This is a genomic window from Actinophytocola sp., assembly GCF_035942955.1.
Taxonomy (GTDB): domain Bacteria; phylum Actinomycetota; class Actinomycetes; order Mycobacteriales; family Pseudonocardiaceae; genus DASYTH01.
Window position 1 is genome coordinate 23,828 of sequence record NZ_DASZCQ010000049.1, and the last position, 21,633, is coordinate 45,460.

Annotated in this window: 22 protein-coding genes and 1 tRNA gene; 18 read left to right on the forward strand and 5 right to left on the reverse strand. The window is 69.6% G+C overall.

All coding sequences use genetic code 11. The features are described 5' to 3' along the window. Nucleotides 1-321: 321 nt before the first annotated feature. A complete protein-coding gene (locus VGX25_RS04915; RefSeq protein ID WP_326916384.1) occupies nt 322-636 on the reverse strand; it encodes a hypothetical protein in 315 nt (104 codons plus the stop codon). Nucleotides 637-1,058: 422 nt separating this feature from the next. On the opposite strand from VGX25_RS04915, the gene VGX25_RS04920 reads away from it, so the two are divergent. Continuing rightward, nucleotides 1,059-1,613, forward strand: coding sequence for a hypothetical protein (locus tag VGX25_RS04920; RefSeq protein WP_326916385.1), 555 nt, complete (start codon nt 1,059-1,061; stop codon nt 1,611-1,613). Nucleotides 1,614-1,898: 285 nt separating this feature from the next. On the opposite strand, the gene VGX25_RS04925 is transcribed toward VGX25_RS04920, so the two are convergent. Next, nucleotides 1,899-4,052 (reverse strand): NACHT domain-containing protein, encoded by a 2,154-nt coding sequence (locus VGX25_RS04925; RefSeq protein WP_326916386.1) that lies wholly within the window; start codon nt 4,050-4,052, stop codon nt 1,899-1,901. Nucleotides 4,053-4,478: 426 nt separating this feature from the next. Between VGX25_RS04925 and VGX25_RS35605 the strand changes: the two genes are divergently transcribed. After that, the gene (locus VGX25_RS35605) at nt 4,479-5,090 is read left to right on the forward strand and encodes an SAVED domain-containing protein (protein WP_414635715.1); all 612 of its coding nucleotides are present in this window, start codon (nt 4,479-4,481) and stop codon (nt 5,088-5,090) included. Nucleotides 5,091-5,209: 119 nt separating this feature from the next. Here the strand turns inward: VGX25_RS35605 and VGX25_RS04930 are convergent. Continuing rightward, a tRNA-Arg gene (locus VGX25_RS04930) sits at nt 5,210-5,282 on the reverse strand. A gap of 97 nt (nt 5,283-5,379) precedes the next feature. Here VGX25_RS04930 and VGX25_RS04935 point away from each other — a divergent pair. The 10 genes from VGX25_RS04935 to VGX25_RS04980 all read left to right on the forward strand — a co-directional run bounded on the left by VGX25_RS04935 (nt 5,380) and on the right by VGX25_RS04980 (nt 14,488). After that, nucleotides 5,380-5,715: a metalloregulator ArsR/SmtB family transcription factor gene (locus VGX25_RS04935; protein WP_326916387.1), complete on the forward strand. Its 336-nt coding sequence runs from the start codon at nt 5,380-5,382 to the stop codon at nt 5,713-5,715. After that, nucleotides 5,712-6,434, forward strand: a complete 723-nt coding sequence (locus VGX25_RS04940; protein ID WP_326916388.1) for a DUF4440 domain-containing protein — start codon at nt 5,712-5,714, stop codon at nt 6,432-6,434. The genes VGX25_RS04935 and VGX25_RS04940 overlap by 4 nt, the downstream gene beginning before the upstream one ends. Before the next feature lie 15 nt (nt 6,435-6,449). Next, complete coding sequence (locus VGX25_RS04945) at nt 6,450-7,154, forward strand: VOC family protein (RefSeq protein ID WP_326916389.1); 705 nt, start codon at nt 6,450-6,452, stop codon at nt 7,152-7,154. A gap of 17 nt (nt 7,155-7,171) precedes the next feature. Continuing rightward, nucleotides 7,172-8,095 (forward strand): ATP-binding cassette domain-containing protein, encoded by a 924-nt coding sequence (locus tag VGX25_RS04950; protein ID WP_326916390.1) that lies wholly within the window; start codon nt 7,172-7,174, stop codon nt 8,093-8,095. A gap of 100 nt (nt 8,096-8,195) precedes the next feature. After that, nucleotides 8,196-9,386, forward strand: coding sequence for an ABC transporter permease (locus VGX25_RS04955; protein ID WP_326916391.1), 1,191 nt, complete (start codon nt 8,196-8,198; stop codon nt 9,384-9,386). A gap of 54 nt (nt 9,387-9,440) precedes the next feature. Continuing rightward, nucleotides 9,441-10,088: a response regulator transcription factor gene (locus VGX25_RS04960; RefSeq protein ID WP_326916392.1), complete on the forward strand. Its 648-nt coding sequence runs from the start codon at nt 9,441-9,443 to the stop codon at nt 10,086-10,088. Between the two features lie 88 nt (nt 10,089-10,176). Then, a complete protein-coding gene (locus VGX25_RS04965) occupies nt 10,177-11,586 on the forward strand; it encodes an ABC transporter substrate-binding protein (RefSeq protein WP_326916393.1) in 1,410 nt (469 codons plus the stop codon). A gap of 9 nt (nt 11,587-11,595) precedes the next feature. Next, complete coding sequence (locus VGX25_RS04970) at nt 11,596-12,636, forward strand: ABC transporter ATP-binding protein (protein WP_326916394.1); 1,041 nt, start codon at nt 11,596-11,598, stop codon at nt 12,634-12,636. 2 nt (nt 12,637-12,638) lie between these two features. After that, a complete protein-coding gene (locus VGX25_RS04975; protein ID WP_326916395.1) occupies nt 12,639-13,592 on the forward strand; it encodes a sugar ABC transporter permease in 954 nt (317 codons plus the stop codon). Then, nucleotides 13,592-14,488: a carbohydrate ABC transporter permease gene (locus tag VGX25_RS04980; RefSeq protein WP_326916396.1), complete on the forward strand. Its 897-nt coding sequence runs from the start codon at nt 13,592-13,594 to the stop codon at nt 14,486-14,488. The genes VGX25_RS04975 and VGX25_RS04980 overlap by 1 nt, the downstream gene beginning before the upstream one ends. Here VGX25_RS04980 and VGX25_RS04985 read toward each other — a convergent pair. Continuing rightward, a complete protein-coding gene (locus VGX25_RS04985; protein WP_326916397.1) occupies nt 14,478-15,011 on the reverse strand; it encodes a hypothetical protein in 534 nt (177 codons plus the stop codon). The two genes, VGX25_RS04980 and VGX25_RS04985, sit on opposite strands and share 11 nt — an antisense overlap. Before the next feature lie 189 nt (nt 15,012-15,200). Continuing rightward, complete coding sequence (locus VGX25_RS04990) at nt 15,201-15,401, reverse strand: hypothetical protein (RefSeq protein WP_326916398.1); 201 nt, start codon at nt 15,399-15,401, stop codon at nt 15,201-15,203. 48 nt (nt 15,402-15,449) lie between these two features. Here VGX25_RS04990 and VGX25_RS04995 point away from each other — a divergent pair, with 48 nt between their 5' ends. The 6 genes from VGX25_RS04995 to VGX25_RS05020 all read left to right on the forward strand — a co-directional run bounded on the left by VGX25_RS04995 (nt 15,450) and on the right by VGX25_RS05020 (nt 21,536). Then, nucleotides 15,450-15,767, forward strand: a complete 318-nt coding sequence (locus tag VGX25_RS04995) for an EthD family reductase (RefSeq protein WP_326916399.1) — start codon at nt 15,450-15,452, stop codon at nt 15,765-15,767. A gap of 168 nt (nt 15,768-15,935) precedes the next feature. Beyond that, nucleotides 15,936-17,132 carry a GNAT family N-acetyltransferase gene (locus tag VGX25_RS05000; protein WP_326916400.1) on the forward strand — a complete coding sequence of 399 codons (1,197 nt, stop codon included), beginning with the start codon at nt 15,936-15,938 and terminating at the stop codon, nt 17,130-17,132. A gap of 51 nt (nt 17,133-17,183) precedes the next feature. Continuing rightward, a complete protein-coding gene (locus tag VGX25_RS05005) occupies nt 17,184-17,879 on the forward strand; it encodes a response regulator transcription factor (protein WP_326916401.1) in 696 nt (231 codons plus the stop codon). A 91-nt stretch (nt 17,880-17,970) separates the two neighbouring features. After that, nucleotides 17,971-19,359 carry a HAMP domain-containing sensor histidine kinase gene (locus VGX25_RS05010; protein ID WP_326916402.1) on the forward strand — a complete coding sequence of 463 codons (1,389 nt, stop codon included), beginning with the start codon at nt 17,971-17,973 and terminating at the stop codon, nt 19,357-19,359. Nucleotides 19,360-19,396: 37 nt separating this feature from the next. Continuing rightward, nucleotides 19,397-20,188, forward strand: coding sequence for a DeoR/GlpR family DNA-binding transcription regulator (locus tag VGX25_RS05015; RefSeq protein WP_326916403.1), 792 nt, complete (start codon nt 19,397-19,399; stop codon nt 20,186-20,188). A gap of 85 nt (nt 20,189-20,273) precedes the next feature. Beyond that, entirely contained in the window at nt 20,274-21,536 is a 1,263-nt protein-coding gene (locus tag VGX25_RS05020; RefSeq protein WP_326916404.1) for a S1C family serine protease, read from the forward strand. Nucleotides 21,537-21,633: the final 97 nt, after the last annotated feature.

Below are 21,633 nucleotides of genomic sequence, written 5' to 3' on the forward strand. Positions count from 1 at the left end.
TCGCCGCTACGGTCACCGGCACCGACGGCCAACCCAGCTGCCACCAACACGAGCCATATCATCTCGACACCGCGTTCTTGGGGTGACTGTGGCATGCCGCTCGAGGCGACAATCGCTAGATCGAGCCGGGCGACATCGCACCAGCCAAAGCTGGCGCCCAGGATGAACCTCCGGCCCTGTTCTGAGCAGCCGTGCGGCGTGCTTGTCAGCGTCGACGGTCCGAGCTGGGGCAACAACAAGCCGACGTAGTTGCCGACCTCGACTTGGATGTACGAGGCAACTTTGTAACGTTGCGACGTCAGGCAGGCTGCAGTGCTACGCCTACGGCACGGCAGGGGTGGCTTCTCCGTGGTACATCCCGAGGAACGGGGCGATCAACGCGGCGATCTGCGTGAGCACGAACCATCCGACGGCCAATACCGGCACGGCGGCCAACGCGCCGACAGGGACGGCCGACGCGATCGTCCGCGCGCTGTTGAGCGCGGCGCGTCCCGCGTTGAATATCGTGACCAGGGCTGTCGTGATGGGGAGCAAGACGATCGTCGCTCCGAACAGCAAGAGCAGGATCAGCCCGACGTGCTCGGCAGTCCAGGCGAAAAGGTTGTGCAACCACTCGAGATCGAATGGCGGGTCCATGTCCGGCAGCCCGGTCCCGCGCCACCATCCAGGCCCGAATGTCACCAAGGGGTAGTAGACCACGGCCGCTACCGCTGACAAGATCACCGCAGGCCAACTACTCGACGCGTCCCGCTGCGTTGGGTCCGACGACGACATTGGTGCCTCTTGATCGAGATGGGCTACCGTGAGGAGAACGAAGCGATGATACAGCGCTACCTGCCTCGGGCGCCCTGACATCGAGCTTCTTACACCCAGAAATTGGCCGAGTTGGTGATGCGATCATGTGCAATCGGCATTTCGCCAGGTGGAGTGTTTCGTTCGTGGCTCCCGCCTTCCGTGTTGTCCGCCCGATCGAGTCAGGAGCGTAGCGACGCTACGTGGCATGACGATCTCCAGGTGTGGGACCCAAGAGTTGGGTGGCCGCGAAGGGAGCTTGACGGGTGCAGTCGTTCCTACAGCAGTTGCCGGCGCTGGTCGGAGTGCTCGTCGGCGCGTTGGCCACCTTTGCCGTCACCTCCGCAGCTGAGCGTGCGCGATGGCGCCGAGCCCAGGCTGTTCGTTGGGACGACCGCCGGCTCAGCGCATATGCCGAGTACGCCCACGCGGTCAAGAAGGTGATCTCCCTGTGCGTCCGGATAGCCGCGCATCGGGGTGTTCACCCCTACAACGACCGGCTTTCTCCTGAGGAGGGCATGCCCGCGCTGGTCGCGGCGGAGGAGGAGCGCACGATGAAGTGGGAGGCTGTGCTTCTGCTCGGCACGGACCGTACGGTGGTCGCCGCTCGGGCCTGGCACAACAGCGTGTTCCGTCTGCAGCGTGTCGCGGAGGGGGAACCCATCGAGGGCACGTGGGCAGACGCCTTGGATGCCGTCAGCCGCACCCGGCGGGAATTCTACGAGGTTGCCAAGCAAGATATCGGGATCGCTGTCGGTGACGCACCAGAAAGCTACGAATGGCAACTGGCCAGGTTGACACGCCTCCAGGACGCGTCATAGCCACCGAAATTCTGGCGGTGCACCCCTCATAGGGCATAGCGGCTCGTATTCCACCAATGCCCAGTGACTTTGCGTTACAACCTGCCTGGGTATGAGTCGCTCAAATATTCTCGTCGCAGAGCTAAGCGTCTCGATGCGGGCGGGGGTGCCGTCGACAGCCATTCCTGGAATATCGGTTATGTTCAACCGCTCATCGCCAATACAACTGGTGGTGTGTCGGTAACTTGATGCGTGTGGGCACGGTGAATGGCGCTGGTTAGCGGCTGATTGATTTCAGGTCACCGGTTAGCTTGGGTCACTTTCCGGCGTCGAAGAATGCCCTGGGCGGTACTCGCCGGGCGCAGCGAGATGATCCTGAAGGCGGGCATGTCGGAATTGATACACCCCGCCAGCCTGGCGCAGTACGCCGCGCTGGTGCGCGTCGGCCAGGAATGCCATTAACGTCCACGGTAGCCGCCCGGTCAGTGCCAGCCAGAACCGTGCGATGAGCCATGGGCCCCATGCGGTGCCGAACAGCATCCAGATCGACATGCCGCCGGCGGCGATGACGAGCCAGTTGAGTGCCCACAATCCGTGGCTGTAGGCGACGGCGAACGGCATGCCCGACGCGGGCTCGAAAGCCAGGCCTGTCACCAGCCACAGCACTGTCGAGCTACCGATGCCGAAGGTGAGCCCGTCACGCTGTGCGGTGGCGCGGTCGGCGTGCAGGAATTCCGCCGGGCTTACCGTGTCCGTGGGATCAACCCAGATGCTGAGGGAACGCATCGCCATGGCGACGAGCCCGATACCGGCCCCGATGACCGTGCCGGCCGCGATGCCCAACGGAATGCTGATCGCCAAGCCGCTGATCGTTTGGGCGGCCCACCCAAACAGCAGGCCACAAAGAGCCCAGACGGCGAACCAGATCGGGCCTCGCCAGCTGCGCAGGTGTTGGGCTATGGCCCGAGGGAGGTGCTGGAGCCTGCCGCGGATCTCGAACCGCATCCTGACCGGCGCGGGGCGCAGAGTGCGAAATTGGCCGACGACGACACCGCTGGCCACGCCGGCGAGCAGACCGGCTGCCAGGCTCGCCCGCAACCAGGTGTCGCGCAACGCATCAGGCATCCCGCTCAACAAAGCTGGCAACCCGGTCGTCCACCAGGTCGCCAGAGTGAGCAGGGCGCCGGACAGCACAGCGAACACGACCCGAGGGACGGCCAGCACCAGCCGCCACCAGGCCAGGTCGTAGGTGCCGAGCCGGTCCAGGTGGGCGGCGAGAAAGCCGAACCACCGGCTCACGTCGCGGTTGCTGGAGTAGACGGCGGGGACGAACCTGGCGAGCAGGCGGTCTTCGAGCTCGGTGGCCGACGTGACGCCCAGGAGCTCGGTTGGGTTGGCGTTGGTGTCGCTGAAGATGGCTCGGGCCAGGGCGACTATCAGTGGAGTGGAGAGCACCTCGGACAGGGGCGAGGGCCCGGCGCGCAGGTAGTCCAGGACCGGCTCCCACTTGTTCCGCCCACTATGAACCTTGCGAGTGGTGAGCGGGAGATAGCCGGCCAGATCGGCGATCGTAAGGTCCTCCAGGCGCACCACCGCGGCAGCGGTGAGTACGTCCCCGGATCGCACGGCGGCCGCGTACTCATCGGGACGGCTGGTCAACAACAACCGGTCGCCGGGTCGCAGCCCCAGATTAATCGCGTTGATCGCGTCGACCCGCAGGCCTTCGCTGATCTCGTCGAAACCGTCGAGCACCGGAAGGACGCGGCCGGTGGTGAGCAGCTGGTCGGCAACCGTCGCGCCGCTGGAGTCGCGCTCAGCAAGGATCGGATAGGTGGCGATCAGCTGGTCAACCAGCCAGGCACGCAGCGACTGAGTGCTGGGATCCCAGGAGCCGAGAGAGAAGATCACCGGAACCGGCAGCGGGCGAGTTGCCAGGAAGGTGAGGACAAAGCGCGAAGTGAGGATGGTCTTGCCGGCGCCGGCGCGGCCCAGGACCACCAACCGGCCGGACGGGATCCGGTCGAACGTGTCCACGATGTGATCGCCGTGGCCGTCCAACACGAGCGGGTGCGGCTGGCCGCGAATGGTCTGCCAGTGATCCATCAGGTGCTCCGGGGCGGTGGACCAGCGCACCGGCAGCGGGAACGGATCGTGGATACGGCGGACCTGCTCCTCGGCCTCCCATTGGCAACGCACCGAAATGGCCAGCGCCTCGGCCATCTCATCAAGCCGCTCGGCCAGAGTAAGCACCGCCCGAGCCGGCTGACCCTGGCGGACCGTCACAACAATCGCCAGCACGCTCAGCGGAAGCGTGAAGAGCGTGACCGACATGCTGACAATGCTGGCCAACTTGTCGCCCCGGTCCAAATCACCCTGCGAGAACTGAAGGACCAGCCAGATCGCGAACGCGGTCAGACACACCACGGGGATGACAACGCTAAGCCAGCGCCTGAACGGCACGAGTAACCATCATGCCAGAACGAACTCGACTCCGGCGGCGTTCGACGAGATCAGCCTGCCCTGACCTGACCTAGAGGTCCTAACAAATTATCTTGCGTCTTGCGTGGTGTTGATCCTGGTTGGTAGGACTGTCCGGCGCGCAAAGGGTGAGCAGTTGCCGTGGATTGCGCGGATGTGCTGGGGGAGCGGATTGAGCCGTTGCTGTCGATGATCCAGCGGCGGCAACAGCACCTGAACTCGACCTCGACGCCATCAAGCACGCCGTGGACGAACATCACCTACACGCCGGGCCCGCGCGCACCGTGATATCCATCGCCACTCTCAAGCCCGACCCCGTCGCCCACCAGGCGCACCACGCACTGGACTGGGTCGACCGGTTCGACGGCCTCGACGCCTACAGCAAGCGGCGCCCCAAGCCCCCGCCACCTGGGCCGACCTGCAAACCGAGATCGAGAACATTCCCGGCCATCTCGGTGGCGCCGCGAGCGTCGTCATCACCGGCAGCCTGCGGCGAGCAACCGCCTTCGCCGCCGGCGCGGCCCTGCGCATGGTCACAACACCGACCTCGCCGTCGTACAGCGGGGCGATCTGTGGTCCTCGGACGGCGCCTACGACGCGCCCAGCACGCCAACCGTCACATCTCACGACCTCGGGCTCGGAGCCGACCTCGGTGTCGCCATCGAGATCGCCACACCGATCACGGACGACGTCCTGTCCTTTCTGCGCGATCGCGACCTTCCCGCCGGGCGACTTGTTGCCACTCCATCTGGCGGGCCACGAGACAACGCGGTACGCGGCCCCGCCGACGCATGCGCGCTCGCCGTCGGCATCCGCGACGCCGTACGCCGCGAAGTGCGTGGGTACTCGCGCGTACCCCTATTCCTCGCCGGACCGATGGGCCTTGCCCTACTGCTCGGCCACCGCTGGACCGGGTCGCACCAACAACTGTCTACGAAGACCTACAAGCCGCAGGCTACGAAGCCGCCTTCGCCATCACGGCGTAACAGCGCTGCCGCCGCAGCACCCCACCGAGAGTGACTCCGACGCGGAAACCGGCTCCCAAGATGGCCCACCGAACCTGGCTACAACCGCAGTCGCGCCGAACCCTCAACGACGAACGGTGAACCTGCCGGTCAGGAAGTCGCAGTTCTGTTGGGTGCCCCCGGCAGGATTCGAACCTGCGACCTACCGCTTAGGAGGCGGGCGCTCTATCCCCTGAGCTACGAGGGCGGTGGGGACAGCGTAGCGGGTGGGGGTGGGGTTGGTTGGGGGAGCGGGCGGGATGAGGGGGTTGACATAGATAACGGTGGGGTTAATAGTTGGGAGTGTGGTTAGTGATTTGGACGGGGTGATCGGGGCGCTGGGGGATCCGGTGCGGCGGAGGGTTGTGGAGTTGTTGGGGCAGGGGCCGCGGCGGGCGGGGGAGTTGGCGGCGGCGGTGGGGATGAGTGGGCCGGCGATGAGTCGGCATCTGCGGGTGTTGCGGGCTACCGGGATGGTGGGGGTGGAACTGGTGGAGGGGGATGCGCGGGTGCGGTTGTACCGGCTGAACGCGGAGCCGTTCGTGGCGCTGCGGGCGTGGTTGGACCAGGTGGAGGCGTTCTGGACGGAGCAGTTGGGGGCGTTCAAGCGGCATGCCGAGAGCAAGGGGGAGGCGCGGTGAGGGACGAGGCGGGGGCCGTTGTCGAGGTGGAGGTGGATCCGGCGACCGCGTTCGAGGTGTTCACCGGCGAGACGGCCGCCTGGTGGCATCGCGATCTGTTCCGCGGGCCGGGGGAGTTGCGGTTCGAGCCGGGCGCGGGCGGGCGGTTGCTGCTCAACGGGGAGCGCGAGGTCGGGCGGGTGACGGTGTGGGAGCCGACGCCGCGGCTGGTGTTCAGCTATGGGCCGGCGGGGGCCGAGGTGGAGGTGCGGTTCGAGGCGACGGAGTCCGGCACCCGGGTGGTGCTGCGGCACCGGGGTTGGGCGACGGACGAAGAGGCCGGTGGGCAGTGGGCCGGGGTGCTCGCCGGGTTCGCCCGGCATTCGCTCGAGCGGGCGCTGTTGCGGCGGCTGGGGGAGTTCCTCGACGCGATCGGCGCGGGCGACGTCGAGTTCTTCGAGCGCAACCTCACCGAGGACGCGCTGATGATCTTTCCGGGGCGGGACAACACCTATACCAAGGCCGAGGGTATCGCGGCCATGAGCGATCATCCGCCGTACGTCAAGTACGACATCGCCGAGCCGCGGGTCGTCCACCTTGGTGACGACACGGCGGTGCTGACGCATCGCGCGACGGTGTGGCACAAGGAGATGACCACGCCGAGGCACGTGCGGGTCAGCAGTGTTCTGGTCAAGGTGGACGGTGGCTGGCGGCTCGCGCTGCATCAGTGGACCGAATAGGGAAGGGAGCACCTCGTGCCCGAAGGGCTGGGTTACTTCGTCGTACACGTGCCGGATGCGTTGCGCGCCAAAGAGTTCTACGGTAAGACGCTCGGCTGGCGGACCGGTGACGGCGAGGATCCGAAGGGTTACCACCACATCGAGGGGTCGTCGCCGCACGGCGGGATCAGCGGCGGCGCACGCGAGCCCCGCATCGACGCCAGCTTCCTGGTGCGGGACGCGAAGGCCACGGTCGGCAGGATCCGGGAGCTCGGCGGCAGCGCGCCGGATCCCCGGGAGTACCCGTCGGGCTGGAGCGCGGAGTGCACCGATGACCAGGGTGGCCGGTTCGGAATCTGGCAGCCGTCGGCGGACTACGCGCCCGCGGGCCCGGCGAAGCCGGGCGACGGCGACCTGTTCTACTTCGTGCTCCCCACCGCGGACGACGGGAAGGCGAAGCGGTTCTACGGCGCCCTGCTCGGCTGGGAGTTCACCACGGGCACCCATCCGCGCGGCTGGAACATCGCCAACATCGAGCCGCCGGGCGGGTTGTTCGGCGCCGGCGCGGCCGGGCCGATCTCGGTGTACTTCCAGGTCCCGGACATCGAGGCGGCGGTGGCCGCGGTCCGCGCAGCCGGCGGAACCGCGGACCCGGTGGAGACCAACAAGGTCGGTTGGCATGCCGCGTGCCGGGACGATCAGGGCACACAGTTCTATCTGGGTTCGCTGCGCGATTCGTGACCGGGCACTATTGCCCCGTGGCTGACTGGAAACTGGAGTTCGATCACCTGAGCAAGCGGTACGGCGACGTCCAGGCGCTGCGGGACGCGTCGTTCGACGTCCGGGCCGGCGAGCTGTTCGGCTTCGTGGGCAGCAACGGGGCCGGCAAGACCACGGCGATGCGGATCGCCCTCGGCGTGCTGGCCGCCGATTCTGGCGAGGTGCGGTGGGGTGGCGCGCCGATCAACCTGGAGACCCGGCGGCACATCGGGTACATGCCCGAGGAGCGCGGCCTGTACCCGAAGATGAAGGTCGGCGAGCAGCTGGTCTACCTGGCCCGGCTGCACGGGCTGTCCACCACGGCCGCGCAGCGCGAGGTCGAGGCGTGGACCGAGCGGCTCGGGGTGGCCGCGCGCCGCGACGACGAGGTGCAGAAGCTGAGCCTTGGCAACCAGCAGCGGGTGCAGCTGGCCGCGGCGCTGGTGCACAACCCGAGCATCCTGGTGCTGGACGAGCCGTTCTCCGGCCTCGACCCGGTGGCCGTGGACGTGATGAGCAAGGTGCTGCTGGAGAAGGCGGCCGAGGGCATCCCGGTGGTGTTCTCCAGCCACCAGCTGGATCTGGTGGAGCGGCTCTGCCATCGCGTCGGGATCATCCGCAGTGGACAGATGGTCGCCGTCGGCACGGTGGACGAGCTGCGCGCCGGCGCCACCGTCCGGCTGGTCGTGGACGCCCCGCGGGCCGGCGCCGACTGGGCCGACGCCCTGCCCGGCGTGACGCTGTGCGGCTGGGAGGGCAGCAAGGTGGTGCTCGAGCTGGACCACGGCGCCGACGACCAGCTGGTGCTGCAGACGGCGCTGGCCACGGGGCCGGTCCGCGAGTTCACCCGCCGCCAGCCCTCGCTGACCGAGCTGTTCCGCAACGTGGTCACGGAGAACGATGAGGAGGAGGCGGCGGCATGAGCGGAGCTTGCGGAGCGAACAAACAGCACCGCACCGTCGCCGAGGGACGAGCGAACTTTCGGCTGGGTTCTGCCGGCTGCCGGGCTTGCGAGGTGCTGGCATGAACCTGAGCTCCTGGCAGGCGGTCCGGCTGGTCGCCGCGCGCGAGTTGACGGTTCGGTTGCGCTCCAAGGCTTACCTCATCACCACCGGGGTGACCCTGGTGCTGCTGATCGGGTTCGCCGTGGTGATGCGGCTGGTGTCGGGCGGGGCGGACGCGACGGTCGGCGTCACCGGCGGGACGAGCGCGCTTGAGGTTCCGCTCAAGGCCACCGCGAGCTCGATCAACCAGAGCGTGGACACCAGGCAGGTCCCGGACGAGGCGACCGGACGCGCCCAGGTGGCCGACGGCTCGCTGGACGCGCTGCTGCTCGGCGACGGCCAGCGGATCCGGGTGGTCGTGAAGAAGCAGCTCGACCAGGGCCTGCGCAACGCGCTCAACGTGCTGGCCGGCCAGCTCGCGCTCAACCAGGAGATCGTCCGGCTGGGCGGCGACCCGGCCCAGGTCAACGCCGCGGTCGCCAACGCGAGCGTGGACGTGGAGTCGCTCGAGCCGCCGTACCCGTACCAGCCGCAGCAGCTCGTCCTCGGCATCATCGCCGGGATCCTGATCTACATGTCCCTGCTGATCAACGGCCAGTCCGTGGCCCAGGGTGTGGTGGAGGAGAAGTCCAGCCGGGTGGTCGAGCTGCTGCTCGCGACGATCAGGCCGTGGCAGCTGATGGCCGGCAAGGTGCTGGGCATCGGCCTGGTCGGGCTGATCCAGATGGCCGTGGTCGGGGCGGTCGGGGTGATCGCCGGGCTGGCCGTCGGCGCGCTCACGATCTCGGCGTCGGCGGCGTTCGGGACCGTGGTCTGGCTGGTGGTCTGGTTCCTCCTCGGCTTCCTGATCTACGCGCTGATGCTGGCCGCGGTGGCCGCACTGGTGTCCCGCCAGGAGGACGTCGGCGGGGTGACCGCGCCCGCGATCATGCTGATGGTCCTCGGCTACGTGCTGGGCATCTCGATTCTGCCGTCGGACCCGGGCAACCGGCTCTGCGAGGTGCTGTCGATCATCCCGCTGTTCGCGCCGACGCTGATGCCGATGCGGCTGGCCATGGGTGGCGTCCCGGCGTGGGAGGCGTTCCTCGCGGTGGCGTTGGCGCTGGTCACGATCCCTGCGCTGGTGTGGCTCTCCGGCCGGATCTACCGTAATGCGGTGGTGCGCAGCGGTGCGCGGGTCAAGCTGACCGACGCGCTGCGACCCGCATAGGATACTGTATGCAACTAGATGAGATCTCACCGTGGCGAGCCCTGTGAGGCGGTAGTGATCAAAGTAATGCTGGTGGACGACGAGGACCTCGTCCGCTCGGGACTTCGAACGATCTTGTCGAGCGCAAGCGACATCGAGGTCATCGCCGAGTGCGACGACGGGGTGTACGTCGCCGACCTGGCCCGCCAGCACCGGCCGCACGTGGTGCTGCTCGACATCAGGATGCGCACGACCGACGGGCTGACGGCGCTGCGCCGGCTGCGCGGCCTGCCCGACCCGCCGGCCGTCGCCATGCTCACCACGTTCGACGTCGACGAGTACGTGCAGGAGGCGCTGCGCATCGGCGCCAACGGGTTCCTGCTCAAGGACACCGAGCCGACCCAACTGGTCAAGGCGGTGCGCGACCTCGCCCGCGGCGGAGCGGTGCTCGACCCGAAGGTCGCCGCCCGGGTGCTGTCCGCGGTGGCCGACGGGGCCAGGGCCGCCGAGCCGGCGCGCCGCCTGCTCGCGTCGCTGTCCGAGCGGGAGCGCGAGGTGGTCATGCTGATCGGGCAGGGACTGTCCAATGCGGAGATCGGCAACGCGTTGCACCTGTCCGAGGCCACGGTCAAGGGCTACGTGTCGGCGGTGCTCGGCAAGATCGGTGCGGTGAACCGGGTTCAGGCGGCGCTGGTCGCCTACCGCGGCGGCCTGATCGATTGAACCGCGGGTAGCGAAACGATCACAAGGGCTGGTTATACCCGTCGCGGCGGCGTTACGGTGCCTCGTACTCCGCAGGGAGGAGCGAGCGATGAACGACAAGCTGTCCAGGCGTGACGTGCTCAAGGCGGCCGGGGTTGCCGCGCTGGCCGTCGGAGCGGGAACCGCGTGCGCAAGCGAGGAGGGCGGCGGGCCGGGCGGCGCCAACGTCCCGGCGACCGGCGCGCCCCAGGAGGTCTTCACCGATCCGCGCAGCAAGCTGTCCGGTGAGCTGAAGATCCTGCTGTGGAGCCATTTCGTACCCAGCCACGACCAGTGGTTCGACAAGTTCGCCAAGGACTGGGGCAGCAAGGTCGGCGTGAACGTGACCGTCGACCACGTGGACCAGGCGCAGATCCCCACCCGGATCGCCGCGGAGATCCAGGCCGGGCAGGGGCACGACGTCATCCAGTACATCGCCACGCTGTCCCAGTACGAGCCGAGCGTGCTGGACCTCAAGGACCTCGTCGACGAGGCGAACAACCGGTGGGGCCCGCAGCTGGACCTGTGCCGCAAGTCCAGCTCCAACCCGGCGACCGGCCGGTTCTACGCGTTCTCGCCCGGCTGGGCGCCCGACCCGGGCAACTACCGCAGGTCGCTGTGGGAGCCGGTCGGCTTCCCGAACGGCCCGAGCTCGTGGGACGACCTGCTCAAAGGCGCGGCCGAGATCAAGAAGAGCAAGGGCATCCAGCTCGGCCTCGGCATGTCGCAGGAGATCGACTCGAACATGGTCCTGCGCGCGCTGATGTGGTCCTACGGCGCCTCCGAGCAGGACGAGAACGAGAAGGTGACGCTCAACTCGCCCGAGACCGTGGCCGCCGTCGAGTACATGACCAAGCTGTACAAGGACGCGATGACCCCGGAGGTCTTCTCCTGGAACGCGGCCAGCAACAACCAGGGCCTGGTCGCCGGCAAGCTGTCCTACATCGTCAACTCGATCTCGGCCTGGCGCACCGCCCAGGGCAGCAACCCCACCGTCGCCGACGACGTGTTCTTCGTGCCCGCGCTCAAGGGCCCCAGGGCCGCGCTGCACGCCCAGCACGTGCTCTACAACTGGATCATTCCCAAGCACGCCAAGGGCGTCGACAACGCCAAGGAGTTCCTCCTGCACTACACGGCGAACTTCGCGTCGGCGACGTACAACTCGAAGCTGTACGACTTCTGCGCGTGGGACAACCTGACCCCCAACCGCAAGGCGTGGGTGGAGAACGACCCGTTCGGCGCCAAGCCGGCCGACAAGCTCAAGCTGCTGTCCGACCCGGTTCCGTGGAGCGCCAACATCGGCCACCCCGGCCCGTCCAGCACCGCGATCGGCGAGGTGTTCAACACCTTCATCATCCCCAACATGTTCGCAAGGGCGGCGCGCGGCGAGGCGTCCCCGCAGCAGGCGGTCGCCGACGCCGAGCGGCAGGTGACGGCGATCTTCGACAAGTGGCGCCGCGCCGGGCTCGTCGGCGGCTGAGGCGACGACGTGGCTACCGTTGAGGTTGTCGGGCTCGCCAAGTATTTCGACGGCGGGCAGGTGCACGCGATCGACGGCGTCGATCTGGTCGCCGAGGACCGCGAGTACCTCGTGCTGCTCGGGCCGTCCGGCTGCGGCAAGACCACGCTGCTGCGCACGATCGCCGGCCTCGAGGAGCCGTCCGCCGGCGACGTGCTGATCGACGGGCACGTGGTCACCGGGCTGCCGCCGCGGGCCCGCAAGATCGCGATGGTGTTCCAGAGCTACGCGCTGTATCCACACAAGACGGTGCTGGCCAACATCGTGTTCCCGCTCAAGGCCGCGGGCATGCCGCCGGACGAGCGGGTGCGCAAGGCCCGCAGGGCGGCCGAGATGCTCGGCATCGAGCGGCTGCTCGACCGCAAGCCCCGGCAGCTGTCCGGCGGTGAGCGGCAGCGGGTGGCGCTGGCCCGCGCCCTCGTGCGGGAGCCGCAGGTGTTCCTGCTGGACGAACCGCTGTCCAATTTGGACGCAAAGCTGCGGGCCAGCGCGCGCGACGAGCTCAAGCACTTCCAGGACGAGATCGGCATCACCACGATCTACGTGACCCACGACCAGGTCGAGGCCATGGGCCTGGGTGACCGGATAGCGGTGCTTGCCGACGGCCAGGTGCGCCAGGTCGGCCCGCCGGTGGAGATCTACGACCACCCGGCGGACACCTTCGTCGCCACGTTCATCGGGTCACCGCCGATGAACCTGGTGCCGCGGGACGGCCACCTGGTCGGCTTCCGGCCGGAGCACCTGCTGCCGATCGAGAACGTGCGCTCCGACGACCGGGCCACCATGCCGCTGGCCGTCGACCGGATCGAGTACCTGTCCGGCGACCGGCACGTCTACGGCACGGTGACCAGGATCGGCGAGGAGACGAGGGTCGTGGCCCGCCTACCCTCCACTGTGGACACGCCGATCGTGGCCGGCGAGACGCACGAGTTCGCGGTGCACGGCAGCAAGCTGCGGTTCTTCGCCGCCGGCAGCGGGGTCGCCAGCGCACCGGTGCGGTTGGAGAGCTGACCATGGCCACCGCGACCGAGCAGGCCCAGGCGGCGCGGCGGGAGCCGCCGGTCCGGCCGGGCGCCCGGCGGCGACTGTCCGATCGGGAGGGCGCGCTCGCCTGGACCTTCATGCTGCCCAGCGTGATCTACATCATCGCGCTGGTCGCGCTGCCGTTCGGGCTGGCGATCGCGTTCGCGGTCTCGGACGTCAGCGCCGGCGACCCGTCGTACGACTACGTCGGCATGCTGAACTTCGAGCGCGCCTTCGACGATCCGGTGTTCTGGCGCTCGCTGGGCAACACGCTGATCTTCACCGGCATCTCGATGGTGCTGATCGTGTTGCTCGGCAAGGTGCTGGCGAACATTCTGGTGGCCAACTTCAAGGGCAAGTGGCTGGTGCGATTCCTGGTGCTGCTGCCGTGGACCACGCCGGTGGCACTGTCGTCGATCTCCTGGCTGTGGCTGCTCGACTCGATCTACTCGCCGATCGACTGGGTGCTGCGGCTGTTCGGGTTCCTCGGGCCCAACGACAACATGTACTGGCTCGGGGAGCCCAACCTGGCCATGGGCTCGATCATCGCGGTCCACGTCTGGCGGCTCACCCCGCTCGCCGCGGTCATCATGATCGCCGGGCTGGTGGCGATCCCGAAGGACATCGACGAGGCGGCCAGGGTGGACGGCGCCGGCTACTGGCGGCGGATGTTCGAGATCACCATCCCGATGGTGCTGCCGGTGGTGGCCGTGTCGGCGCTGTTCGGCGCGATCTTCACGTTCACCGACATGGCCGTGGTCCGGGTGCTCACCAGGGGCGGCCCGAACGACTCCACGCAGGTGCTTGCCAGCTGGGCGTTCTACCGCGGGATCGAGGGCGGTGACGTGGCCCAGGGGGCCGCGGTGGCGCTGTTCCTGTTCCCGCTGCTGCTCGCCGCCGCGATCGCCATCCTGCGCGTGGTGCGCCGGATCGAGGTGGGCTGATGGTCATCGAGGAGATCCCCGGCGCCGAGGCCGCGCGCGCGTTGCGCCGCAAGCACCACCGCCAGTACGTCGCGCGGCGGATCGGCGTGTACGTCGCCGCGGTGCTCGCCGCGCTGCTGTGCGCCGGGCCGTTCCTGTGGAGCGCGATCACCTCGTTCAAGCAGAACCGTGACCTGTACGACCCGACCAAGAACCCGTTCATCTTCAACCGGCCGCCGACGCCCGACCACGTCACCTACCTGTTCACCGACACCGCGTACCTGACCTTCGCGTGGAACACGCTGTGGGTTGGCGTGCTGGTCGTGCTGATCACGCTGGTGCTCGGCCTGCCCGCGGCGTACGCGCTGGCCCGGCTGGACCGGCCGTGGTCGGGGCCGCTCGGCATCGGAATCTTCCTGGTCTACCTGGTGCCACCGAGCCTGCTGTTCCTGTCACTGTCCCGGATGGTGGTGGCGATCGGCTTGCAGGACTCCACCTGGTCCCTGGTGCTGGTCTACCCGACGATCACCATCCCGGTGTCGATCTGGCTGCTCATGGGGTTCCTCAAAGGGATTCCGCGGGACATCGAGGAGCAGGCCATGGTGGACGGCTACAGCCGGCTCGGCGCGTTCGTACGCGCCGTGGTGCCGCTGATGTTCCCGGGCATCGTCGCGGTGGTTGTGTTCGCCTTCACGCTCACCGCCAGCGAGTTCATCTACGCGCTGGCGTTCGTGGCACCCACCGACTCGATGCCGGTCAGCACCGGCGTGCCCACCCAGCTGGTCCGCGGCGACGTGTTCTTCTGGCAGTCCCTGCAGGCCGCCACGGTCCTGGTGGCCGTGCCGATCGCGTTCGTGTTCAACCTGTTCCTGGACAAGTTCGTGGCCGGCTTCACCCAGGGCGCGGTCAAGGGCTGAGCTTGCGCACCAGGGTGACGAACGTCAGCGGGTCGGTCCCGATGTCACCGGTGACCGCCCAGCAGCCCTCCGCCGGGAAGTAGACGCCGCTGGCCTGGAAACCGGTGTCGCCGTAACCGTCTGGAACGTCCGCGCGCAGCGGCGGAGCGGCCGCATCGAGCCGGTGCCCGGTGATGGTCAACCGGCCCCGGCCGGCCCGCCACCAGCCCAATTTCCAGCCGATCGCGCCGTCCGCCTCGACGAAGTCCGGGGCGGCCGTGATCACCCCGTCCGGTCCGAGCGCACCCACCCACAGCGTCCCGTTGCCGTGTGAGGTGGCCGACCCGAACAGCGAGCCCGGTGCCACCCCGTCCGGCGGCCGGAACACGCTCGGGTGGGTCACCGGGCAGGCCTCGCCGGGGGCGAGCGTGCTCGGCGGCGCCGGAGTGCTGCTGGCGCTCGAGGTGGGCGCGGGTGCCGCGGCGGGGTCGGCCGAGCAGCCGGCCAGCAGCGCGCCGGCGAGCAGGAGGAGCCGTGCTCTCATGTCCTTGCTACACCGCGGGAAGCCGGGTGGTTCCGTCCGGCGAGTCGCGCCACTGGTCGAACGGGCGGTCCAGCGTCCACTTCTTGCCGTCGTGGGACATGACGCGTTACTCACGTCAGTCCGGAGTGGACAGTGGCTCGAACAGGTCGATGGTCCAGGCGCACATGCGGCGGCAGAGCAGGCGCATGGTCAGGCCGTGCGAGACGACCGGCGCGGTGTCCGGGTGGGTGGGGTCGGACTCGACGTGCTGAGCACCGCGCGCAGCACCGGGGCCGCCCGCGCCTGCCGCCGGCCCAGCTCGGTGAGCCGAAGGGAGTCGGGGATGCGGCAGTGCGCCAACTCGTCCACGTAGCTGAGCTTCTGCGCGTGCCGGAGCAGGATGATCTGCACGGCACTATGTTGCCTTGTGGAACCGTGACCCCGCGAAGGAGCGCTCGCATGATCAAGTATGTCGCCCTGTACCGCAAGCCGGCTGACGCCGCGGACTTCGACGAGAAGTACTTCGGCAGCCACAAGCCGCTGATCGACGCGGTGCCCGGCCTGCTGCGGCAGGAGATCGCCAAGGTGACCCGGACGTTCGTGCCGGGCTTCCTCGGCGAGACCGAGCCATACCTGATCGCCGAGCTGTACTTCGAGTCCAAGGACGCGATGAAGGCGGCCTTCGGCACCCCGGAGTGGCAGGCCTCCGGCGCCAACCTCACCGAGATCGGCGGAATGGAGCTGGTCTGCATGTTCTCGGCAGAAGTGGTGGCGTAACCCAATGACTCCGCGGCCGGCAAGGCGACCACCGAGCGCGCCCGGGCCGAAGGCGCGGGATCGCGGTGGCAGGGCGCCGATGAGCTGGCTGTGCACGGTGAGGGTCGCCAAAGCCCTGCCGGAGCGATCTCGGTCGCGCGCAGGCTTGCGGAAAGGACGGGTGGTGGAATGACGGATCTGATCGTCCGGGAGGTCCGGGAAGAGGACGCCGAGGAGCTGTGGCGGATCCGGCGGATCGCGTTCGGCGGGCCGCGGGAGCCGGAGCCGCGGCCGGGCGGGAACCCGTACTGGCCGCCGGAGGGATTCCGGGGTTGGTGGGGCCTGGTCGCCGAGCTGGACGGCCGCCCGGCCGGCTTCCTGCGCTCCCGGGACTACCGCCAGTTCTTCGGTGGCCGGCCGGTGCCGATGGGCGGGTTGGCCAGCGTCGCGGTCGACCCGTACGCGCGGGGCCGCGGGGTGGCGTCGGCGTTGCTGGACCGCGCGCTTGCCGGGCTGCGCGAGGCCGGCCAGGTGATCTCCGCGCTCTACCCGTCGGCGCCGCCGCTGTACCGCGGCCGGGGTTGGGAGCAGACCGGCGTCTACGAGCGGATGATCCTGCCGCTTGACCTGCTGGCCACGCTGCCCAAGCCGACCGCGCACCGGACCATCCGGCCGGCCCGGCCCGCGGACCTGCCCGCGCTGCACGACCGCTACCTCGCCTTTGCGTCCACAGTGGACGGAATGCTGGACAGGGCGACGGCCGCCTTCCAGCTCGACGAGATCCTCGAGCTGGACATCGTGGACCTCGTGCCCGGGGTGGACGGCATCCGCGGCTACCTGACCGCCGAGCGGCCCGAGGGCGAGCGGCTGATCGTCTACGACCTGATCGCCGACGACGTCGACACGGCCGGCAAGCTGCTGCGGTCGCTGGCCAGCTGGGCCGGTGTCCTTGCCGACGTGTCGCTGCGGGTGGTCGACCCGGCGGTGCGCGACCTGCTGCTGTCCCAGCCGGTGCTGCACGACGTGCGCAACCACCCGTGGATGCTGCGGGTGGTCGACCTTCCCGCCGCGGTGGCCGCCCGCGGCTGGCCGCTGACCGCGCTGATGCGCCCGCTGTCGGTGGACCTCGAGGTGATCGACGAGCACGCCCCGTGGCAGGCCGGCCGGCACCGCATCGTGTTCGACGGCGACGCGGTGTTCTGCGAGCCCGGCGGATCCGGCGCGGTCCGGCTGCACACCAGGGCCCTCGGCCCGTGGTACGCCGGCTCGGCCGACTCCGCGATGCTGCGCCGCGCAGGGCTGCTGGAGGGCGACCTCAAGGCGGCCGCCCTGCTCGACGCCCTCACCGGCGCCCCTCACCCGGTCCGCATGGCGGATTCCTTCTGAGCGGCGCCCCCTTCTCAGGCGGGTCTTAGGACCAGGGGGAACACTGGCGGCATGCGCATCCTCGTTGTCGACGACGATCGGGCCGTGCGGGACTCGCTCCGGCGCTCGCTGGAGTTCAACGGGTACCAGGTCGAGCTGGCCAGCGACGGCCAGCAGGCGCTGGAGGCCGTGGAGTCGGCGCGGCCGGACGCCATGGTGCTCGACGTGATGATGCCGCGGCTGGACGGTCTCGAGGTGTGCCGGCGGCTCCGGGGCACCGGCGACGACCTGCCGATCCTCGTGCTCACCGCGCGCGACCTGGTGTCCGACCGGGTGGCCGGGCTGGACGCGGGGGCCGACGACTACCTGCCCAAGCCGTTCGCCCTCGAGGAGCTGCTCGCCCGCCTGCGGGCGTTGCTGCGCCGCGCGGTTCCCGAGCGGGACGGCGCCGCGCACGCCGCCGCCCCGCTGCGGTTCGCCGACCTCGCGCTGGACCCGGGCACCCGGGAGGTGCGCCGCGGAGACCGGTCGATCAGCCTCACCAGGACCGAGTTCGCGCTGCTGGAGCTGCTGCTGTCGCACCCGAAGCAGGTCCTGACCCGCGGCCGGATCCTGGAGGACGTGTGGGGCTACGACTTTCCCACCTCGGGCAACGCGCTGGAGGTCTACATCGGCTACCTGCGCCGCAAGACCGAGGCGGCCGGTGAGCCCCGGCTGATCCACACCGTCCGCGGCGTCGGGTACGTCCTGCGCGAGACGCCCCCGTGAGCAGAGCTTGCGGAGCGAACCGTCGAACACCGCCCTGTGGCCAAGGGACGAGGCGACAGGGTCGCCATCACCGAGCTTGCGAGGTGATGGAATGACGACGCTGACCCGCTGGGCGGAGGAGCGCCGCCAGCGCTTCTCGCTGCGCACCCGCGTCGCCGTGCTGGCCGCGGTGTGCGTCGCGGGCGCGGTCGCGCTGGTCTCCATCGGCGCGTACGTCACCGTCCGCCAGAGCCTCTACCAGCAGGTGGACGACAACCTCGCCGTGCGGGCGGAGAACGTGCTGCGGAACCCCGACATCGCGGCGACGTCGGATCGCAGCTTCCCGGCGGCCCTGCTGTCCCTGACCGACGTGGAGTTCGCCGTGATCAACGGCGCCGGGGACAACCTGATCGATCTCGGTCAGCGCGAGCCTCCGGTCGGCGTGGACGAGGTCCGGGTGGCGCGGGGACTGATGCGCGACCACATCCGCACCGACTCCCCCACCGACCGCCGGGTGTACGCGGTCCGGTACGGCAACGGCGCCCTGGTCATCGCGCAGCCGCTGGGGCCGACCAGGGACCTGCTGGAGAACCTCGCCGTCGTGCTGGTCGTGATCGGCGCGGCCGGGATCGTGCTGGCCGCCTTGGCCGGAACCGCCGTCGCGCGCGGCAGCCTGCGCCCGGTGCTGCGGCTGACCAGGGCGACCGAGCGGGTGGCCAGAACCGGTGACCTGCGGCCGATCCCGGTCTCCGGGGACGACGAGCTGGCCCGGCTCACGCAGAGCTTCAACACCATGCTCGGCGCGGTCGCCGAGGCGCAGGAGCACCAGCGCCGGCTGGTCGCCGACGCCGGCCACGAGCTGCGCACCCCGCTGACCTCCTTGCGCACCAACCTGGAGCTGCTGCTCGCGGCCGAGGCGCCGAACGCGCCCTCACTGTCCGAACAGGACAAGGCGGAGATCCACCGGGACCTGCGCGCGCAGCTCGACGAGCTGACCACGCTGATCGGCGACCTCGTCGAGCTGGCCCGCGAGGACGCCGAGCAGACCACCTGGGAGCCGGTCGAGCTCAACGAGGTGGTCGAGCAGGCGCTGGACCGGGCCCGGCGGCGCGCCGGCGACGTCCACTTCGACGTGCAGGTCCGGCCGTGGCGGCTGATCGGCGACGGCCCCGCGCTGGAGCGGGCGGTGCTCAACCTGCTGGACAACGCGATCAAGTTCAGCCCGCCGGGCGGCACGGTCCGGGTCCGGCTCGGCGCGACCGGCGACGGGTTCGCCGTGCTCGAGGTGGCCGACCAGGGTCCGGGGATCGCCGACGAGGACCTGCCGCGGGTGTTCGACCGGTTCTACCGCTCGCAGGAGGCGCGCACGCTGCCCGGCTCCGGGCTGGGCCTGGCCATCGTCAAGCAGGCCGCGGTGCGGCACGGCGGTCAGGTGCTCGCCGGCCGGGCGCCGGACGGCGGCGCGCTGTTCACCATGTGGCTGCCGGGCAGCCCGGAATAGCACAAGATTGAGCGTTCGACTGTGTAGTCTTTTGTTCGTGCTAGCCCGGCAGCGTCAGGAGCTGATTCTCGACGAGATTCGCCGCACGGGCGCCGTCCAGGTGCACGCGCTGGTCGGCCGGCTGGGCGTGTCCGACATGACCGTGCGCCGCGACCTCGACGTGCTCGCCAAGCGCGGCCTGGTGGAGAAGGTCTACGGCGGCGCGACGTCGGTCGTGGGGCGCAGCACCGAGGAGCCGGGCTTCGAGGCGAAGTCGGTCCGGGCGCTGCCGCAGAAGGAGGCGATCTGCGCGCGGGCCGCCGGGCTGATCCGGCCGGGCACCGCGATCGGCGTCTCCGCCGGCACGACCACCTGGACGTTCGCCCGGTTCCTCGACGACGTGCCGGAGCTGACCGTGGTCACCAACTCGATCCGGGTGGCCGACGCGCTGCAGCGGTCCGGGCGGACCGACCGCACGGTGGTGCTCACCGGCGGCGTGCGCACCCCGTCGGACGCGCTGGTCGGGCCGGTGGCCGTGCAGACGCTGCGCTCGCTGCACCTGGACGTGGTGTTCCTCGGCGTGCACGGGATGGCCGACGGACCCGGCTTCACCACGCCCAACCTCAACGAGAGCGAGACCGACCGCGCCCTCGTCGAGGCCGGCCGCCGGCTCGTGGTGCTCGCCGACCACACCAAGTGGGGCGTGGTCGGCATCTCCACGATCGCCGACCTGGACGAGGCGCACGTGCTGGTCACCGACGACGGCATCGCCGACGACGCCCGCGAGCTGCTTGCCGACCGGGTCGGTGAGTTGATCATCGCGAGAACCGTTGCCGACAGCGGGGTTTAGCCACGGTGCCGGCTGGCTAATAACCCTCTGGGATTGCACAGGTTGATCTCAGGCGGTTCTCAGCCCACGGCGCCATGGTGGTGACATGACCGAGGACAAGCCGGGCGGGGTTCCCAACGAGCCGGCTCCGGGGGAGCGTGTGCTGTTCGGCTCCGCGTTCGCGGGAAGCTCCGACCAGCCGGGCGCCACGTCGGGGTACCAGCTGCCGCCGCAGTACCAGCCGCCGACCTATCAGCAGATTCCCCCGCAGCCCGGGCCGGAGCCGGGCCGCAGGGGCGGTGGGATCGTCGCCGGGGTGACCGTGCTCGCGCTGCTCGTCGGGGGAGCAGCGGGAGCCGCAGGCGGCTACCTGGTGGCCGACTCCCGCACGGCCGGTCCCGCCGCGCCCAACGCGCTCAACCAGGCGCCGCCGGCCCGGCAGACCGGGGCGGCCCCGGCCGGGTCGGTCGAGGCCGCGGCCGAGCGGGTGCTGCCCAGCGTCGTCCAGCTGCAGGTGCAGAGTCGGTCCTCGGCAGGGGAGGGTTCCGGCTTCGCGATCAGCTCGGACGGGTTGATCGTCACCAACAACCACGTGGTCGAGGGCGCGGCGCAGGGCGGTCAGATCGTGGCCGTGTTCCAGGACGGCAAGACGGCACGGGCCACGATCGTCGGCCGCGACCCCAACTCGGACGTGGCCGTGGTCAAGGCGCAGGGCGTCAGCGGCGTGCCGGTCGTCGAGCTCGGCCGCTCCGACGACCTGCGGATCGGCCAGGGCGTGGTGGCGATCGGCTCGCCGTTCGAGCTCAGCGGCACGGTCACGTCCGGCATCATCAGCTCGCTGCACCGGCCCACCAGGGCCGGCGGCGACCGGGGCGACCAGGCCACGGTGCTCGACGCGATCCAGACCGACGCCGCGATCAACCCGGGCAACTCCGGCGGCCCGCTGATCGATCTGCAGGGCCGCGTGGTGGGCATCAACTCGGCCATCTACAGCCCGCGCGCCTCCGGCGAGGGCGCCGGCTCGGTCGGCATCGGCTTCGCCATTCCGATCGACCAGGCTCGGCGCACCGCCGACGAGATCGTCAAGACCGGCAAGGCCACCCAGACCGTCCTCGGCGTCAGCGTCAACGACAACCCGCAGGGCGGCGCCCGCATCATGAGCGTCACCCCGGACGGGCCCGCCGCCAAGGCCGGCCTCAAGGAGGGCGACGTCGTCACCCGATTGGACGATCGCCGGATCGACACATCGGACGCCCTCGTCGCCGCCGTTCGCGCACACGCACCGGGCGACTCGGTCAAATTGGTCCTGGCCGACGGATCCCGGACCGTTGACGTAATTCTTGCTGGACAACCGGTCGAACCGAACTGAGGATTAAGACGCTCGGCCGCAGGAGGCGGCCGAGACCAACCCCGGCTCGATGCCCCCGAGCCGGCAGAGCTCCAGGCGGGGCTCTAAAGCGGAGCCG

Bases quoted from the DNA above. Each gene is read 5' to 3' on its own strand.
- VGX25_RS04965 (WP_326916393.1), top strand. From the start codon at position 10,177: ATGAACGACAAGCTGTCCAGGCGTGACGTGCTCAAGGCGGCCGGGGTT.
- VGX25_RS05020 (WP_326916404.1), top strand. From the start codon at position 20,274: ATGACCGAGGACAAGCCGGGCGGGGTTCCCAACGAGCCGGCTCCGGGG.
- VGX25_RS04915 (WP_326916384.1), bottom strand. From the start codon at position 636: ATGGACCCGCCATTCGATCTCGAGTGGTTGCACAACCTTTTCGCCTGG.
- VGX25_RS05010 (WP_326916402.1), top strand. From the start codon at position 17,971: ATGACGACGCTGACCCGCTGGGCGGAGGAGCGCCGCCAGCGCTTCTCG.
- VGX25_RS04975 (WP_326916395.1), top strand. From the start codon at position 12,639: ATGGCCACCGCGACCGAGCAGGCCCAGGCGGCGCGGCGGGAGCCGCCG.
- VGX25_RS04955 (WP_326916391.1), top strand. From the start codon at position 8,196: ATGAACCTGAGCTCCTGGCAGGCGGTCCGGCTGGTCGCCGCGCGCGAG.
- VGX25_RS04980 (WP_326916396.1), top strand. From the start codon at position 13,592: ATGGTCATCGAGGAGATCCCCGGCGCCGAGGCCGCGCGCGCGTTGCGC.
- VGX25_RS04985 (WP_326916397.1), bottom strand. From the start codon at position 15,011: ATGAGAGCACGGCTCCTCCTGCTCGCCGGCGCGCTGCTGGCCGGCTGC.
- VGX25_RS04995 (WP_326916399.1), top strand. From the start codon at position 15,450: ATGATCAAGTATGTCGCCCTGTACCGCAAGCCGGCTGACGCCGCGGAC.
- VGX25_RS05000 (WP_326916400.1), top strand. From the start codon at position 15,936: ATGACGGATCTGATCGTCCGGGAGGTCCGGGAAGAGGACGCCGAGGAG.
- VGX25_RS05005 (WP_326916401.1), top strand. From the start codon at position 17,184: ATGCGCATCCTCGTTGTCGACGACGATCGGGCCGTGCGGGACTCGCTC.